The organism is Streptomyces sp. DG2A-72, from assembly GCF_030499575.1.
In the GTDB taxonomy this organism is placed as follows: Bacteria; Actinomycetota; Actinomycetes; order Streptomycetales; family Streptomycetaceae; genus Streptomyces.
On sequence record NZ_JASTLC010000001.1, the window covers coordinates 3,726,109 to 3,742,378 of the forward strand.

The 16,270-nt window shown below is 68.6% G+C and carries 15 protein-coding genes and 2 tRNA genes; 11 read left to right on the top strand and 6 right to left on the bottom strand.

All coding sequences use genetic code 11. The features are described 5' to 3' along the window. Positions 1-29: 29 nt before the first annotated feature. The gene (locus tag QQY66_RS17590; protein ID WP_301981307.1) at positions 30-905 is read left to right on the top strand and encodes a helix-turn-helix transcriptional regulator; all 876 of its coding nucleotides are present in this window, start codon (positions 30-32) and stop codon (positions 903-905) included. Next, positions 902-1,105: a DUF397 domain-containing protein gene (locus QQY66_RS17595; RefSeq protein ID WP_301981308.1), complete on the top strand. Its 204-nt coding sequence runs from the start codon at positions 902-904 to the stop codon at positions 1,103-1,105. Before QQY66_RS17590 ends, QQY66_RS17595 begins: the two co-directional genes overlap by 4 nt. Positions 1,106-1,110: 5 nt before the next feature. On the opposite strand, the gene QQY66_RS17600 is transcribed toward QQY66_RS17595, so the two are convergent. Continuing rightward, positions 1,111-1,605, bottom strand: a complete 495-nt coding sequence (locus QQY66_RS17600) for a DUF3830 family protein (RefSeq protein ID WP_301981309.1) — start codon at positions 1,603-1,605, stop codon at positions 1,111-1,113. 96 nt (positions 1,606-1,701) lie between these two features. Between QQY66_RS17600 and ehuB the strand changes: the two genes are divergently transcribed. The 6 genes from ehuB (at position 1,702) to QQY66_RS17630 (ending at position 5,863) form a co-directional block, all read left to right on the top strand. Continuing rightward, complete coding sequence (ehuB, locus tag QQY66_RS17605; RefSeq protein WP_301981310.1) at positions 1,702-2,607, top strand: ectoine/hydroxyectoine ABC transporter substrate-binding protein EhuB; 906 nt, start codon at positions 1,702-1,704, stop codon at positions 2,605-2,607. Beyond that, positions 2,604-3,305 carry an ectoine/hydroxyectoine ABC transporter permease subunit EhuC gene (ehuC, locus tag QQY66_RS17610; protein ID WP_301981311.1) on the top strand — a complete coding sequence of 234 codons (702 nt, stop codon included), beginning with the start codon at positions 2,604-2,606 and terminating at the stop codon, positions 3,303-3,305. The genes ehuB and ehuC overlap by 4 nt, the downstream gene beginning before the upstream one ends. Further along, positions 3,302-3,952, top strand: a complete 651-nt coding sequence (gene ehuD / locus QQY66_RS17615) for an ectoine/hydroxyectoine ABC transporter permease subunit EhuD (RefSeq protein WP_301981312.1) — start codon at positions 3,302-3,304, stop codon at positions 3,950-3,952. The genes ehuC and ehuD overlap by 4 nt, the downstream gene beginning before the upstream one ends. Then, on the top strand, positions 3,942-4,724 hold the full coding sequence (ehuA, locus tag QQY66_RS17620) for an ectoine/hydroxyectoine ABC transporter ATP-binding protein EhuA (protein ID WP_301981313.1): 783 nt from the start codon (positions 3,942-3,944) through the stop codon (positions 4,722-4,724). Before ehuD ends, ehuA begins: the two co-directional genes overlap by 11 nt. Positions 4,725-4,931: 207 nt before the next feature. Further along, positions 4,932-5,690: an IclR family transcriptional regulator gene (locus tag QQY66_RS17625; protein WP_301981314.1), complete on the top strand. Its 759-nt coding sequence runs from the start codon at positions 4,932-4,934 to the stop codon at positions 5,688-5,690. 99 nt (positions 5,691-5,789) lie between these two features. Further along, a tRNA-Lys gene (locus QQY66_RS17630) sits at positions 5,790-5,863 on the top strand. A gap of 193 nt (positions 5,864-6,056) precedes the next feature. Here the strand turns inward: QQY66_RS17630 and QQY66_RS17635 are convergent. The 5 genes from QQY66_RS17635 to QQY66_RS17655 all read right to left on the bottom strand — a co-directional run bounded on the left by QQY66_RS17635 (position 6,057) and on the right by QQY66_RS17655 (position 11,579). Then, the gene (locus tag QQY66_RS17635) at positions 6,057-7,730 is read right to left on the bottom strand and encodes a long-chain-fatty-acid--CoA ligase (protein ID WP_301981315.1); all 1,674 of its coding nucleotides are present in this window, start codon (positions 7,728-7,730) and stop codon (positions 6,057-6,059) included. Between the two features lie 26 nt (positions 7,731-7,756). Continuing rightward, positions 7,757-8,236 (bottom strand): DUF3592 domain-containing protein, encoded by a 480-nt coding sequence (locus QQY66_RS17640; protein ID WP_301981316.1) that lies wholly within the window; start codon positions 8,234-8,236, stop codon positions 7,757-7,759. Positions 8,237-8,339: 103 nt separating this feature from the next. Then, positions 8,340-8,945 carry a lytic polysaccharide monooxygenase gene (locus tag QQY66_RS17645; protein WP_301981317.1) on the bottom strand — a complete coding sequence of 202 codons (606 nt, stop codon included), beginning with the start codon at positions 8,943-8,945 and terminating at the stop codon, positions 8,340-8,342. A gap of 126 nt (positions 8,946-9,071) precedes the next feature. Next, on the bottom strand, positions 9,072-10,193 hold the full coding sequence (locus QQY66_RS17650) for an SPFH domain-containing protein (RefSeq protein WP_301981319.1): 1,122 nt from the start codon (positions 10,191-10,193) through the stop codon (positions 9,072-9,074). A 75-nt stretch (positions 10,194-10,268) separates the two neighbouring features. After that, the gene (locus QQY66_RS17655; RefSeq protein ID WP_301981320.1) at positions 10,269-11,579 is read right to left on the bottom strand and encodes a peptidoglycan-binding protein; all 1,311 of its coding nucleotides are present in this window, start codon (positions 11,577-11,579) and stop codon (positions 10,269-10,271) included. A gap of 187 nt (positions 11,580-11,766) precedes the next feature. Here QQY66_RS17655 and QQY66_RS17660 point away from each other — a divergent pair. The 3 genes from QQY66_RS17660 to QQY66_RS17670 all read left to right on the top strand — a co-directional run bounded on the left by QQY66_RS17660 (position 11,767) and on the right by QQY66_RS17670 (position 16,217). Continuing rightward, positions 11,767-11,840 (top strand) — tRNA-Lys (locus QQY66_RS17660). A 448-nt stretch (positions 11,841-12,288) separates the two neighbouring features. Then, positions 12,289-14,283, top strand: coding sequence for a glycosyltransferase family 2 protein (locus QQY66_RS17665; protein ID WP_301981321.1), 1,995 nt, complete (start codon positions 12,289-12,291; stop codon positions 14,281-14,283). Then, positions 14,280-16,217, top strand: coding sequence for a kelch motif-containing protein (locus QQY66_RS17670; RefSeq protein WP_301981322.1), 1,938 nt, complete (start codon positions 14,280-14,282; stop codon positions 16,215-16,217). Before QQY66_RS17665 ends, QQY66_RS17670 begins: the two co-directional genes overlap by 4 nt. Positions 16,218-16,270 lie beyond the last annotated feature (53 nt).

Below are 16,270 nucleotides of genomic sequence, written 5' to 3' on the forward strand. Positions count from 1 at the left end.
GGCACGGTCGTACGGCGGAGGGGTGCGGGATGTCGGTGGAAGCTGAAGCAGGACGGCTCAAGACCGAGGCGGACGAGCCGGGTTGGGAGGTGGACCCGGACGACGAGTGGGGAGTTGCGGTCATCGCGACCGTCGGGCGGCAGTTGAAGCTGCGGCGGGAAGCCGTGGGAATGCGGGCCGCCGACTTCGGGACGGCGGTCGGGTACGGCGAGGACATGGTCTACAAGATCGAGGCCGGGAAGCGGATTCCCCGGCAGGAGTACCTGAACGAGGCCGACGAGGTGTTGCAGGCGGGTGGGCTCATCGCTGCGACGTGGGAGGACGTCAAGAAGGTCCGGTACCCGAAGAAGGTTCGGGAGCTGGGGGACCTGGAGGCCAAGGCGGTCGAGCTTCAGCTCTACGATCCCCTCAACATCCACGGCTTGCTGCAGACACCGGAGTACGCACGCGGGCTTCTCCTGATGCGGCGCCCCGCGTACACCGAGGACGAGGTGGAGCGGTTCATCGCCGCGCGCGTGGCCCGCAAGGCCGTCTTCGAGCGGGATCCCGCGCCTGAACTCAGCTTCGTCCTGGAGGAGTGGACGCTTCGTCGTCCGCTCGGCGGAAGGGCGGTGTTGCGTCGCCAGCTCGAACATCTGCTGGAGACGGGGCAGTTGCGGAACGTCGAGCTTCAGGTGATGCCGATGGATCGCGAGGAGCATGCCGGGGTGGACGGCAGGATCGAGGTGCTGAAGTTCGCGGACGGCTCGGCGGTGGGACGCTCACCGGTGGTGGCCAACGGCCGACCGCTGTCCGAACCCAGGCAGCTCCGTATCCTTGAACTGCGCTATGGCATCATCCGGGCTCAGGCGCTCACGCCACGTGAGTCGATGGCCTTCATCGAGCAACTGCTGGGGGAAACATGATCCGCAACACCTCGGCCGGGGACGCCTCCGAGCTGGCGTGGTTCAAGAGCAGCTACAGCAGCGGCAGCGAAGGCGACTCCTGCGTCGAGATCGCCATCACCCCCGCCACCATCCACGTCCGTGACTCCAAGCACACCGAAGGCCCCCGCCTCGGGCTCACCCCCGAGGCCTGGAAGAACTTCGTGTCGTACGTGTCGTAGACGCCTCACAGCCTCCGGAAGGCCAGCGTCTCCCCCGCCGCCCCCGTCCGCCACAGGTCGTTGCAGCCCTCCGCCATCTCCGTGAGGCCCTCGACCACCTGCCCCCACACGATCCCCGGCACCCACCCCACGTCTCCGTTGAGCAGCAGGTTGTTGCGCTCATAGAAGAGGGCGAGGTCCACCAGCGTCGTCCCGGCGCGGACCTCGCGGTCGTAGCCGTACGCCTTCGTGCCCAGTTCCGCTCCCGCGAAGGAGAAATAGCAGAGATCGCCGGGAATGGGGGTGACTGTCGGGTTTTCCAGGGGCGGTTCCGATGGAGCGAAGGGCGGGAAAAGGGCGTAGATCTCGTTGCGTGCGTATTTCGCGTGGTAGACGTCGCCGGAAAGCGGCAGGGAATCCCAGACGGCGGCGCAGGTGATCGGTGCCCGGTCGTCGAGCAGCCGGGCCTGGCAGGTGATTCCGCGCTTGACCAGCGATACCTCGATGTAGCGATCAGCCATGCAGTCCATGGTGCCCCGCCGGTCAAGAGGGCGTGGCCAGGAACGGGGCTCAAATCGGCCCGCATAACTCGCATGAGGTCGGGTAGCCGCGCCGCCATGGCTCCATCACTGGAACATGGCTCATATATATCCGGGCCCACGCGCCGGTCGCTGCTCGCGGGGGTGGCGGCGGTCGGCGCGCTGGGCGCCGCGGGCTGCTCACGCGTGGCCGCGGTCTCGTCCACGGAGGGCGGTGATCTGCTCGACCGGCTGAAGGCGCAGGGTGTCGTACGGCTCGGGATCGCGGGCGAGATCCCCTTCGGATACATCGACACGAACGGCGAACTCACCGGTGAGGCACCGGAGTTGGCGAAAGTGATCTTCAAACGGCTCGGCGTGGACCGCGTGCAGGCCGTGCCGACGGAGTTCGGGTCGCTCATTCCGGGGCTGAAGGTGCAGCAGTTCGACGTCGTGGCGGCGGGGATGTACGTCAATCCCGAGCGCTGCGCGGAGGTGATCTTCGCCGATCCGGACTACCAGATGCTCGATGCCTTCATCGTGCGCAAGGGGAATCCGAAAGGCCTGCACACCTACAAGGACGTCGTCGAGAAGAAGGCGAAGTTCGCGACCGGAACCGGTTACGCGGAGATCCAGTACGCCGTCGAGGCGGGGTACAAGGAGAGCGACATCATGATCGTCCAGGATCAGGTCGCCGGGCTGAACGCGGTGGAGGCGGGGCGCGTCGACGTCTTCGCCGGGACCGCGCTCACCACCCGTGAGGTGGTGAAGAAGTCCGCCAAGGCCGAGGCGACCGCGCCGTTCAAGCCACTCGTCGGCGGGAAGCCGCATGTCGACGGGGGCGCCTTCGCGTTCCGCCCGACGGAGACGAACCTCCGCGACGCCTTCAATGTGGAACTGCGGAAGCTCAAGAAGAGCGGAGAGCTGCTCCGCATCCTCCGGCCCTTCGGCTTCACCAAGGCCGAGATGACCGACCTCACCGCGAAGGAGCTGTGCGGCGGATGACCTCGGGACTGTGGGAACTGGTACTCAAGGGCCTCTGGGTCACGATCCAGCTGCTCGTCTTCAGCGCGCTGCTCGCGACGGCCGTGTCGTTCATCGTCGGCACCGCCCGCGTCCACCGGCTGCGGGTCGTCCGCTTCCTCGCGGGCTTCTACACCGAGGTGTTCCGCGGGACCTCGGCGCTCGTCATGATCTTCTGGGTGTACTTCGTGCTGCCGCCCGCCTTCGGCTGGCAGCTGGTGCCGATGTGGGCGGGCACGCTGGCGCTCGGACTGACCTATGGGGCGTACGGCTCCGAGATCGTGCGCGGCGCGCTGGCCGCCGTCGACCCGGCGCAGAAGGAGGGCGGGATCGCGCTCAGCTTCACGCCCTGGCAGCGGATGCGGCTGATCCTGCTGCCGCAGGCGGTGCCGGAGATGATCCCGCCGTTCTCCAATCTGCTGATCGAGCTGCTCAAGGGCACCGCGCTGGTGTCGATCATGGGCATGGGCGATCTGGCGTTCAGCGGCAGCCTGGTGCGGCTCGCCCTGCAGGAGAGCGCGGAGATCTACACGTACATCCTGCTGATCTACTTCGTGATCGCCTTCCTGCTGACGCGTGTGATGCGCGGACTGGAGAAGAAGTTGAAGGCCGGGGTCGGCAAGAAGCCGGAGAAGAAGGTGTCCGCGGTGCGCGTGCCTGAGGGGAGTGGTGTCGCGTGAACTGGGACTGGGGAGCGGTCGCCGACTTCATGCCGCACTTCTGGGACGGCCTGCTGGTCACCCTGCAGGCGCTGGTACTCGGCTCGCTGATCTCGTTCGCGCTGGGCCTGGTGTGGGCGCTGCTGATGCGCGTGCCCACGCGCTGGGTGACCTGGCCCGTCGGGGTCGTCACGGAGTTCGTACGCAACACCCCGCTGCTGGTGCAGCTGTTCTTCCTCTTCTACGTCCTGCCCGAGTGGAACATCACCTTCTCCGCGCTGACCACCGGCGTCTTCGCGATCGGCCTGCACTACTCGACGTACACGATGCAGGTCTACCGGGCCGGTATCGAAGCGGTGCCCGTCGGCCAGTGGGAGGCGGCGACCGCGCTGAACCTGCCGCTCAGGCGGACGTGGACCGTGGTGATCCTGCCGCAGGCGATCCGCCGGGTCGTGCCGGCGCTCGGCAACTACGTGATCGCGATGCTGAAGGACACGCCGATGCTGATGGCCATCACCGTGCTGGACATGATGGGCGAGGCACGGCTGTTCTCCCAGCAGACCTTCCGCTTCACCGAGCCGCTGACCGTGATCGGCGTGGCCTTCATCCTCATCTCCTATCTCGCCTCCGTCCTGCTGCGCACCCTGGAGCGACGCCTTGTCCGTTGACACCGAAAAGAACCCGACCGACGTGCCCGCCTCCTCGTCCGAGCTGATCCGCCTGGAGAACGTGTCCAAGCGGTTCGGCGAGAACACGGTCCTCGACCATCTCGACTTCTCCGTGAGCGCGGGCAAGCACGTCACCCTGATCGGCCCGTCCGGCTCCGGCAAGACCACGATCCTGCGGCTGCTGATGACGCTGACCAAGCCCGACGAGGGCACCATCACCGTGGACGGGGAGCAGCTGTTCCCCGCGCCGGAGAAGCAGATCCGCGAGGTCCGCAAGAAGATCGGGATGGTCTTCCAGCAGTTCAACCTGTTCCCGAACATGACGGCCCTCAGGAACATCACCGAGGCCCCGGTCACCGTGCTCGGCATGGCCAAGGACGAGGCGGAGGAGCGGGCGCGCGGGCTGCTGGACCTGGTGGGGCTCAGCGACAAGTGCGACGCGCACCCCTCCCAGCTCTCCGGCGGCCAGCAGCAGCGCGTCGCGATCGCGCGGGCGCTGGCGATGCGGCCGCAGGTGCTGCTGCTCGACGAGGTGACGTCCGCGCTCGACCCGGAGCTGGTCGCCGGTGTCCTCGACGTCCTCCGGGACATCGCCCGTTCCACGGACATCACGATGCTCTGTGTGACCCACGAGATGAACTTCGCCCGGGACATCTCGGACCAGGTCCTGATGTTCGATTCCGGCCGGGTCATCGAGGCCGGGCCGCCGGAGAAAATCTTCAGCGACCCGGAGCAGGACCGAACGCGGGAGTTCCTCAGCGCGGTGCTGTGATTACAGGAGGTGAAGGCGGGCGGGTACCGGAGCGCAAACGGGGAGCTCTTGCCTATGGCATATGCCAGGGTGTCAGTCCCCCTGCTGAGAGGGCCGGAATCTCGTCAACAACCGCTCACTACAAGCCTCTTGCCGGTTATCGTGGAGAGGATCCGCTGACCGGATTGCGGCCCAAGAGCGAGCCAAGAGCGAGCGCAGGGGGAAACCGTGGCGCTGATGAACGAGCCGACCGCGCCGTACCACTCGGCCCAGGACGCCCTGCGCGTCCTGGAGACGGTGGCGCGGCACTCCGCCGGAGTCACCGACGCCGAGCTCGCCCGGCACACCGGCCTCGGCGCCGAGCGGCTGACCGCGCTGCTGCGGATGCTGCGCCGTGAGGGGTACGTCGAGCAGGGCGCCGACGACGCCTATGTCACCGGCGCCGCCCTCACCCGCCTCACCTCCACCCACGGCCGCGAGGAGGCCCTGCGCGAGAAGCTCCAGGGCGCCCTCGACCGGCTGCGCGACTCGGTGGGCGCCGCCGTCTACATCAGCCGGTACGTCGACGGCGAGATCAACGTCACGCAGTACGCCGACGGCCCCACCACCCCCGCGGTCAACGAGTGGGTGGACTTCCGCTACTCCGCCCACGCCACCGCGATCGGCAAGAGCCTGCTCGGCCAGCTCGACCACAACGGCCGCCGGGACCATCTCTCCCGGCACAAGATGGCCCGGCTCACCTCGCGCACCATCACCAGCGACAAGCTGCTGCTCTCCCGCCTGGAGGCCCAGCCGCCGACCGTGCCCCACCTCGACCTCCAGGAGTACGCGATCGGCACGGTCTGCGCCGCCGTCCCGATCACGGCCGGCGCCTCGGTGGGCTGCCTCGCCCTCTCCCTCCCGGTCGAGCACGCGCACCGGCTCAAGCAGGCGGCCGACGCGCTGAACCGCAATGCCGCCCCGGTGCTGCTCTCGCTGGCCATCTGAGCGTCACCCGGCATTGGTCAGGAGCACCCCTGAGGACCGGGTAATATTTTCTGTGCCGCCGCCGCGCGAAGCACATAACGCGTGGTCGGCGAGGGTCATGCGCCGCTAGCTCAGTTGGTTAGAGCAGCTGACTCTTAATCAGCGGGTCCGGGGTTCGAGTCCCTGGCGGCGCACAAACGCAGGCCTCTCGCACAGCGGGGGGCCTGCGGCCTCTGCTGGGGGTCCGGGGGCACGCGGCGGAGCCGCTGATGTCACAGCCCCCGGGAGATGCAGCATCAGCGAGTCCGGGGTTCGAGTCCCTGGCGGCGCACGATGTCGATGGCGAGGAGTGTTCGCGGAAAGCGCGAACCGGCCTCGCCATCGTCGTTACTGCGCGGCTGCCCCGCGCGTTGTGGGGGCTCCGCCACCCACACCCCCTGAAGCTGGGCCTCTCGTGGGAGCGAGGGGCCCTTCTTCGATGTCCGCGTGCGTCAGCCTCCGGTACATGTCCTCCCCCGCCGGCCGCCACCACACGGGATCGGCGCAGCGGACCCCCTCCTTCCGCAGCTGCGCCCGGTGGATCTTGTTCGTCGCCGTGACCGGCATCCGCTCCACCACCCGCACGAACCGGGGCGCCATCTTGGTCCCGAGGTCGGGCTGAGCTGCCAAAAAGCGCACGAAGCCGTCAGGCTCGAAGGCCCCGGAGACCGCCGCCATCACCTGGTCCCCGGTCACCGGATCCGGCACCGCGTACACGGCGACGGCATCGGCACCCTCGTACCGGGCCAGGATGTTCTCGATCATCGCGGCGGCGAGATTCTCGCTGTCGACGCGGATCCGGTCGTCCGCGCGCCCGGCGAAGTACAGGAACCCGTCGGCGTCCCGGCAGAAGAGGTCACCGGTCCAGTACGCGCCGTCCCGCAGCCGTGCCGCGTCCGCCTCCGGGTTGCGCCAGTAGCCCTCGAAGGGATTCGGCCCCCGGTTCACCAGCTCGCCGAGCGCCTCCTCCCCGTTGAGCAGCCGCCCCGTGGAGTCGAAGAGAGCCGCCGGGCACTCCTGTCCCGTCTCCGGATCGAGTACGACCAGCCCGGGCGTCGCGGGCCCGACCGCCCCCGCCGGCGTCCCCGGCGTCCACTGCACCGCCGCCCCGCCCTCCGACGACCCGTATCCCTCCACCAGCCGCACCCCGAACCGCCGCTCGAACGCCGCCGCGTCCACCGCCCCCGCCTCCGTGCCGAAGCCGAGCCGCAGCGGATTGTCGCGGTCGTCGGTCCGTTCCTCGGTGGCGAGGATGTACTGCACGGCCCGCCCGACGTACGTGAAGTACGTCGCCCCGTATCGCCGTACGTCCGTCAGGAACCCCGACGCCGAGAACCGCCGCCGCAGCGCCACCCCCGCCCCGGCCGCCAGCGCGGGCGCCCAGTCGGCGATCACCGCGTTGCCGTGGAACATCGGCATGCAGATGTAGTGCACGTCGTCCCGGCCCACCCCGAAGTGGCCGGCGAGGGAGTGCCCGGCGGCGGCAAGGCGGCCCTGTGTGCAGAGGGCGGCCTTGGGGGCGCCGGTCGAGCCGGAGGTGAAGTACAGCAGGAGACGGTGGGACGGGGTGGCCCGGGTGGCGTCCGGGCGGGCGTCGGCGTAGGGCGCGAGCAGGTCGTCGTACTCCTGGGTGTCGGTGGACAGCAGGCGTACGCCGGGCAGGTCGAGGCCGGTGAGGAGCGGGAGGCGGGTGCGGTCGGTGAGGACGATCCGGCAGTCGGTGTGCAGGATGTCGCGGGCGAGTTCGGGGCCGCGGCGGGTGGGGTTGATCCCGGCGACGGCCGCGCCGGCGAGGGCGGCGGCGCCCAACCACAGCGGGTATTCCGGGGTGTTGTCGAGCAGCACCCCGATGTGCGGCTCGGCGCCCGGCGGCAGCAGATCGGCCAGCAGCGCGGCACGGGCCGCTGCTCCGGCCGCCATCTCGTGGTGGGTGAGCGTCCGTTCCTCGCACCACAGCCCCGGGCGGTGGTCGCCCCACCGCGCGGCGACGAGTTCCGCGACCGTGCGTGCACTGGATTCCATGGGCACGTACGGTAATTGACGTACCGTCAGATGTGGAGCCCCAGGAGAGCCCCAGGGACCTGGAACCCGAAGCCGTCCAGCACCGAGAAGAGCGTGTGGGCGATGAGCATGAACGCGATGCAGAAGGCGATGAAGACGCCGAGGAACAGCAGCGCACAGCCCGAGCCCGCCGCGAGCACTCCGGGAGACGGGGCGTGGGCCGTGGCGCGCTCGGGGCGTTCCGCCAGGTAGTGCACGGTGACGATGTCACCTTCCACGGTCATCGCCGGTCCGTACGCCTCCTCGAACCGGATGTAACGCCCGTCGTGCGTGGTGAACTCGTAGACGTGGTGCTGCGTCGTGGAGTCATTGCTCGTCGTCGTGAACGCTCGCAGACACCGCGCCTCGGCCGTGAGCCCGTTGTTCCAGGCGTTGCGGATGTCGCGGGCGCGCCGCATCAGCCTCGTCGCGGCGTAGCCCGCAAGGCCGATCATGAACAACGGTATGACGTAGAACAGCGCTTCCATGAGGTCCCCCGAGGTCAGGTACGGCTTCCCGCACGCCGGAACGGTCTTGATCGGCGTGCGGGAAACCTACCCGCGGGGGGTGGCGCACGGACTCAAGGGATGCTCAGAACCTGACGTCGGAGCAGGCGTAGAACGCGTTGCCCGTGTCCGCGATGGTCCACACGGCGAGGATGACGTGGTGACCGCTCAGGCCGGAGGGCAGCGTGCCGCTGTGGGAGAGGGTCTGCGGCGGGCGCTGGCCGTTGTAGGGGACGGTGAAGAACGGGGTGAGGTTGAGGTCCGAGCGGGCCAGGTTGTGGTTCTGGTTCCAGCCCGGCTTGGTGACGTAGTACTTGAAGTCGGTCGTGGCGTGCATGGCGGTGAACTGCCAGCGGAACGTGTAGCTCTGACCGCCCGTCACCTTGGTGGTCGGCCAGTTGGCGCCTGACGGCGTCTTCGCTGCGCTGAGCTGGGCGAACTGGCCCTGGCCCGCGTTGCATATCTGCCCGTCCGCCGGGCCGGACGCCGGGAAGCCCTTCGGGCCCTCGACGCTCTGCGGCTCCCACTGGATGGAGCCGCAGTTGGTGACGGTGCCGTTCTGGCAGAGCTTCTGCCTGCTGATGGGGAGGTCGGTGTAGCCGTGGCCGCTGGCGCCGCCGGAGGAGAGCACAAGGGCTCCGGTCGTGGCGAGGCCCACGGCGACGGCGGACAACGTGGTCTTGGTGCGCATGCTGCCGCTCCTGGAGAACGTGGGGGAAGTTCAGTGAGCTTGCAGGTCTAGACCAAGTTTCAGATTATTGCGGCTACTTGGCTGTGTCCATATCAAAGACGTGTCCATACCAATCGAGGAACTCATTCAGGGTCCTGCTTCTCCGCGCCCCGAACAGAACGCCACCGTCAAGTCCTTGACGAGCACCTTGCGTTCGTAGTCGTCGAGCTCCACCAGCCCCCGCATGGTCAGCCGCGTCACCGTGTCCTCCACCGAGTCCACGACCGACGTCAGCACGCTCGCCCGGTGCTGGGCGTCCAGCGCGGCGATCCGGCGGCGGTGCATGGCGGCGGCGACTTCGGGGGCGTACTCGACACGCACCGGCCGCACCGAGAACACCTCAAGGCCGACCGGCGTCGCGTCCGCCGCGACCAGCCGGGTCAGCGCGTCGGTGGCCACGTCCATCGACGGCCGCACGCCGCCCGGCATCTCCACCGGCACCCGGGCGAGCGCCGCCTCCACGCACTCGCGCAGATAGGTCTCGTGGTCCTCGACGCCCAGCGTGGCCCGCGCGGTGTCGCGCACCCGCCACACCACGAGGACGACGACCCGCAGCGCGACCCCGCTGCCCTCGGCCGCGGGCATCGGCTCGCTGCGCCAGTGCCGCAGCCGTACGTCGACCCGGCGGCGCAGCAGCAGCGGGTTGACCCACATCAGGCCGGTCCGCCGCACGGTCCCCCGGTAGCGCCCGAACAGCCCGAGCACCCACGCTCGCCCGGTCCGCCCCCGGGCCAGCCCGCCGAACCCGAACAGACCCAAGGAAACGGCGCCGGCGTACGCCGCCCACTGCACGGGCCCGAGCCCGGCCCCGCCGGTCACCGGCAGACCCAGCTCGGCAACGACTGGGGCCGGCAACGCGCCCGCCCACCAAGAGGTGAGGAGAGTTCCGGCCACCCCGGTCCCCCCGGCGAGCACTCCCACCACACCGGGCAGCACCCGTGCCGGGCGCTCGGCCAGGGCGGGATCCACCTCCGGCACCGGGCGGGCCTTCGCCGGGACAGGGCGGCGCAGCCGCGGCTGCTCTCCCGTCCCGTGACGACGGCCGACGACGGCGGGCTTGAGGGGGACGGAGACCGGGTTGGGGTCGTCGCGGAACAGCAGATGGACGGGGATCTCGGTGGTCGCCTCGTTCTGGATCAGCCGGGCGGGCCGGGGCGCACTCTCTGCCGGGCCGTCGGACTCGGGCGTGTGGGAAGTGGTCGTGGTCATCGGGTGCCTCCAGCCTCCGCGCCAGATGCGTCAGATGCGTCAGATGCTCAGAACGGTGGGATGCGCGGCCTCGCGTCACGCGAACAGCCGCCGCCAGGTCTCCGGCCCCGGATAGCCGTCGGCCGCGCCGCCCCGCCAGCCCTGGGAGCGCTGGAAGGCCTCGACGCCGCGCCGGTCCGCCTCGCTCCAGCGCGGACCCGGACCGGTCGTGTAGTGGTTGCCGAACCCCTTCTTCACCAGCTGCCGGCGGAGCTGTGTGACGTACTCGTTGTCCGCGCCCGGACGGAACATCGCCCGCCCCGGATAGCCGGGCACCCCGTGCGAGGCGGGGGCGGCCGGTGCGGCAGCCCCCGTGGTGATGTCCTTGCCCTCGCCGGCGACCAGCAGCGTCCAGGTCCGCGGCCCGGGCAGCCCGTCCGCGTCGTCGCCGGTCCAGCCCTGGGCGCGCTGGAAGGCCTGGGTCGCCCTGCGGTCGGCGTCCGTCCAGCGGGGGCCCGGACCCGAGGCGTAGAACTGGCCGGCGCCGCGAGCGACGAGCATCCGGCCCAGCTCGGCGACGTACTTGTTGTTGGCGCCGGGACCGAAGTAGGCCGCTCCCGGGTACGGCTGCGCGGCGGGCGCGCTCGACTTCGCGCCCGCCGCGCCCGCCGCGCCCGCCGTGCCTGCCGCGAGCCCCTTGTAGCGGTAGGCGAGATAGCGGTCGGAGTGGGTCCAGTAGGCGTAGGGGGTGGCCTGCTTGCGGGCGTGCGGGCGGGTGGACTCGTAGGCGATGTAGGAGGTGTGCGTGTAGTCGGTCCAGCCGCCGAAGATGACGACGTGTGAGCCGTTCTGCGGGTTCTCCGGATTGTGGAACAGCAGAATGTCGCCGGGCAGCAGATCGTCCTTGGACACCCGCACCCCGTACTGGCCGAGGCTGCCCGTCCATTCGTTTCCGGGCAGCTTCCAGGCCATCGAGACGAAGCCCGAGCAGTCCTGCCGGTATCCGTCGGACCAGAACCGGCTCATGTTGTACGGCACCTTCGCCTCGACCCATTTCTTGGCCCGCCTGATGATCTCCGCCCGGGTGGTCGTGGGCACCTTGGTCCCGGGCGCGGGCTTGGTCGGCAGGCCGGCCGGACCGTGCAGCGGGGCCTGGCCGCCCTGTGGGCTCGCGGGCTCGTCATCTGGGGGGATGTCCGGCCGCTGGGCTGCGTGCGGGGCGGCGAGCGCCGGTGCCGCCTGCCCTGCGGCGAGCGCCGCGGCGGCGACGACCAGCACCCGCCGGGCCGCCGGGTGACAGCTTCCGTGGCCGGTCGCGGAATGCGGCAGGACCCGCCGCCAGTGAACACATCCCGGGCAGTCGCAGTCGCTCGCGGGATCGACTTCCTCGAATGCCGGAGTCGGCATTCGATTCCCCTCACACTCCAGCTGGAAATGTCCACGTCTGTGCATGTTGATCAGTTTCACAACTGTGTTCCGGACGCGCATGTTGACGGTCCGAATGATGTACGGCGGCCAGGGCGGGCCCCGGCCGGCGGGGCGCCCGTGGTCCGGAGCACTCTCCGGGGTCGGGTAAGGTTGTGCAGGTCAGCAGGCGCCGCTAGCTCAGTTGGTTAGAGCAGCTGACTCTTAATCAGCGGGTCCGGGGTTCGAGTCCCTGGCGGCGCACCGACAGCTAGGCCCCTCGCTCCGGCGGGGGGCCTTCTGCTTGCCCGCACCCCACCGTCGAACAGTCGTGCCCGCCACTCACCCACACCGGGTCCACAAGACCCCCACAGCTGCCACAATGAACGCGTATGACCGGTAAACACCGCGTTTCGCATCTTGCGATCATGCTGAACGCCGTAGAACTCTGTTTTTTCAAGATGCTGCGGATTCGCGGCACTTGGGGGGCAAGGAGCCGGTTGCCGGTTTGTCTCGGGGAGAGGGGGCCCCGCTCATGAGGCGATGCCGAGGGGGGCATCATGCAACCGGAAGGTCGCTGTTTCATGTCTAGTGGTGTGGACGATGTGGTGACAGCGGTCCATCACTGATCCGCCTGTGAAGGTCGAGGGGGACCTGCGCAGGTGTAAGGAACCGACAGACACGCGCTGATCCGCGTGTGGGGGGATGACTCATGACGTCGACGCCGACGGGCGCCCGGCAGAACTACGACCCGTCACAGACGACCCAGCTCAGGGTGCCATCGCATCGGACCGGCGCGTTCCGCCGGATCAAGAAGACGCTGCCGAAGTACGACTACGAGCACTACAGCCGACTGGCGGGTCCCCTCACACAACCCGATCCGAACAAGCCCTACAGAGTGCAGTACCGCTCCTTGATCTCACAGGAGCCGCACCGGCTCAGAGTGGCCCTGATGCTGGCCGCCGCGCCGCTGCTCTCGATCGTGCTGCTCGCCTGGCTGCTCCAGCCCGTGCACTGGACCGAGCGCGACTACCCGGCGTACGACTTCCTGCCGGCCCTCGACATGGTGATGCTCGTCTCGATCGGCCTGATCGAGTTCTTCCGCTGCATGAACGTGCTGTCGAACGCGCACGCCACGCTGGTCGCCCGCGACCCGGTCCCGGTGGTGCCCGAGACCGGCACGAGAGTCGCCTTCCTGACCTCCTTCGTGCCCGGCAAGGAGCCGCTGGAGATGGTGACCAAGACCCTGGAGGCGGCCGTCAAGCTGCGCCACCGGGGCCTGCTGCATGTCTGGCTGCTCGACGAGGGCGACGACCCGGCGGTCAAGGAGGTCTGCGCCCGGCTCGGCGTGCACCACTTCAGCCGCAAGGGCGTCGCCAAGTGGAACCAGGCCAAGGGCCCGCACCGCGCCAAGACCAAGCACGGCAACTACAACGCCTGGCTGGACGCGCACGGCGACCACTACGACTTCTTCGCCTCCGTCGACACCGACCATGTGCCGCTGCCCAACTACCTGGAGCGGATGCTCGGCTTCTTCCGCGACCCGGACGTCGGCTTCGTCATCGGCCCGCAGGTCTACGGCAACTACGACAACTTCGTCACCAAGGCAGCCGAGTCCCAGCAGTTCCTCTTCCACGCCCTGATCCAGCGCGCCGGCAACCGCTACGGCTCGCCGATGTTCGTGGGCACCTCCAACGCCGTACGCATCAGGGCGCTGAAGCAGATCGGCGGGCTGTACGACTCGATCACCGAGGACATGGCGACCGGCTTCGAGATCCACCGGCACAAGAACCCCGTCACGGGCAGGAAGTGGCGCTCGGTCTACACGCCGGACGTGCTGGCGGTCGGTGAGGGCCCGAGCGCCTGGACGGACTTCTTCACCCAGCAGATGCGCTGGTCGCGCGGGACGTACGAGACGATCCTCAAGCAGTACTGGAAGGGCTTCTACTCGCTGCCGCCGAGCAAGCTCTTCAACTACACGATGATGATCATCTTTTACCCGATGTCGGCCCTGAACTGGATCCTCGCGGCGATCAGTTGTGCCCTGTTCCTGGGCCTGGGCGCCTCGGGTGTGAACATCGACCCGACGATCTGGCTGATGCTCTACGGCAACGCCTCCGCCCTGCAGATCGGCCTCTACGTCTGGAACCGCCGCCACAACGTCTCGCCGCACGAGCCGGAGGGCTCCGGCGGTGTGGCCGGCATGGTGATGTCCGCGCTGTCGGCGCCGCTCTACGCGAAGGCGCTGATCGACTCGGTACTCCGCAAGAAGAGCAAGTTCGTGGTCACGCCCAAGGGCGACTCGGCCAGCCCGGACCGCTGGTTCGGGACCTTCCGGTACCACTGGTACTTCATCCTGATCTTCGCCGGCTCGATCACCGCGGGCTTCGTGTACGGCCACTCCCACCCCGCGATGATCATCTGGGCCTGCTTCGCCCTGCTGATCACCGCCACGCCCATCTTCGCCTGGCGCCACATGGTGCGGCAGGAGAAGAAGAAGCCCGCCGCGCCCGACCGGCCCGAGCCGCAGGACGCGGGCGGGGTCGTGCCGCACCAGCCCCCGCACCAGCACCGTCCGCAGCCACTGCCGGCGCCGCACGCCCCGCAGCAGAAGCCGAGTTGGGCCGCCTCACAGCAGCAGGGGGGCGACGGCAACGACCAGACCATGCAGATCGCCCTTGGTGGACTTGGGGGACGTAAGGAATGAAAGACCAGGCCGGCCGCCGCCGTGTCCGTCGACTCGCGATCGGCACGGCGGTGGTTCTCGCGCTGGCCGGGATGAACGGGCCGTGGCTCTACCGCGTCGGGACCGAGAAATATCACGAGTACCAGATCAACAGACCCGAGTACAAAGCCGACAACGGCCACTGGGAGATCGTCGAGTTCCCTGAGAAGTACCGGCAGAACACCATCCACGCGGCGCTGCTGCGCACCGGCAAGGTGCTGCTCGTCGCCGGGTCGGGCAACAACCAGGACAACTTCGACGCGAAGAAGTTCGACACCCGGATCTGGGATCCCGTCAAGGGCACCATCAAGAAGGTGCCGACGCCCAACGACCTGTTCTGCACGGGCCACACCCAGCTCGCCAACGGCAATCTGCTGATCGCGGGCGGCACCAAGCGGTACGAGAAGCTCAAGGGTGACGTCACCAAGGCCGGCGGCCTGATGATCGTCCACAACGAGAACCCGGACAAGCCGATCACCCTGCCCGCGGGCACCAAGTTCACCGGCAAGGAGAACGGCAAGACGTTCGTCTCCAAGGACCCGGTGCTCGTGCCGCGCGCGAAGAAGGTCTTCGACGAGGCGACCGGCAAGTTCCTGCGCAACGACCCCGGTCTCGGCCGTATCTACGTCGAGGCGCAGCGCAAGGGCGCCAAGTACGAGACGGGCACCCAGGACAACTACCGCGTCCAGGGCCTGAGCGGCGCCGACGCCCGCAACACCTACGGCATCGCGCAGAAGCTCGCGCTCGACAAGAAGGACTTCCAGGGCATCCGGGACGCCTTCGAGTTCGACCCGGTCGCCGAGAAGTACATCAAGGTCGACCCCATGAAGGAGGCCCGCTGGTACCCGACGCTCACCACCCTGAGCGACGGCAGGATCCTCAGCGTCTCCGGCCTCGACGACATCGGCCAGCTGGTCCCGGGCAAGAACGAGATCTTCGACCCGGCGACCAAGAAGTGGACGTACACGAAGAGGATTCGGCAGTTCCCGACGTATCCGGCGCTGTTCCTGATGCAGAGCGGCGAGATCTTCTACTCGGGCGCGAACGCGGGATACGGGCCGGACGACGTGGGGCGTGACCCCGGAATCTGGGACCTGGACACCAACAAGTTCACCAAGGTGCCCGGGCTGAGCGACGCGAACATGCTGGAGACTGCGGGCACCGTGCTGCTGCCGCCGGCGCAGGACGAGAAGTACATGGTGATCGGCGGCGGCGGAGTCGGTGAGTCCAAGCTGTCGAGCGAGAAGACCCGGCTGATCGATCTGAAGGACGCGAACCCCGCGTTCACGGACGGGCCTTCACTCGGGAAGGGCACACGGTATCCGCAGGCGTCCGTGCTGCCGGACGACACCGTGCTGATCTCCGGCGGCTCCGAGGACTACCGAGGGCGCAGCGACTCCAACATCCTCCAGGCGCGGATGTACGACGCCGAGACCGGCGAGATGCGGCGCGTCGCCGACCCGCTGGTGGGCCGGAACTACCACTCCGGCTCGATTCTGCTGCCCGACGGCCGGGTGATGTTCTTCGGCTCCGACTCGCTGTACGGCGACAAGGCCAACACCAAGCCGGGCAAGTTCGAGCAGCGGATCGAGATCTACACGCCGCCGTATCTGTACCAGGACGCACAGCCGTCGCTGTCCGGCGGTCCGCAGACGATCGAGCGCGGCGGGACGGGGACGTTCACCTCGCAGCATGCGTCGACGGTCAAGAAGGTGCGGCTGATCCGGCCCAGCGCGTCGACGCACGTCACGGACGTCGACCAGCGGTCCATCGCGCTGGACCACAAGGTGTCCGGGGGCAAGATCACGGTGACTGTGCCGAAGAACAGGAATCTGGTGCAGTCGGGGTGGTACATGCTGTTCGTCACGGATGACCAGGGGACGCCCAGTAAGGCGCAGTGGGTTCGAGTGCCGTAACCGCCATATGACTCGGGGCGCCCTCTTCTGTGGAAGGCGCCCCGAGTCATACG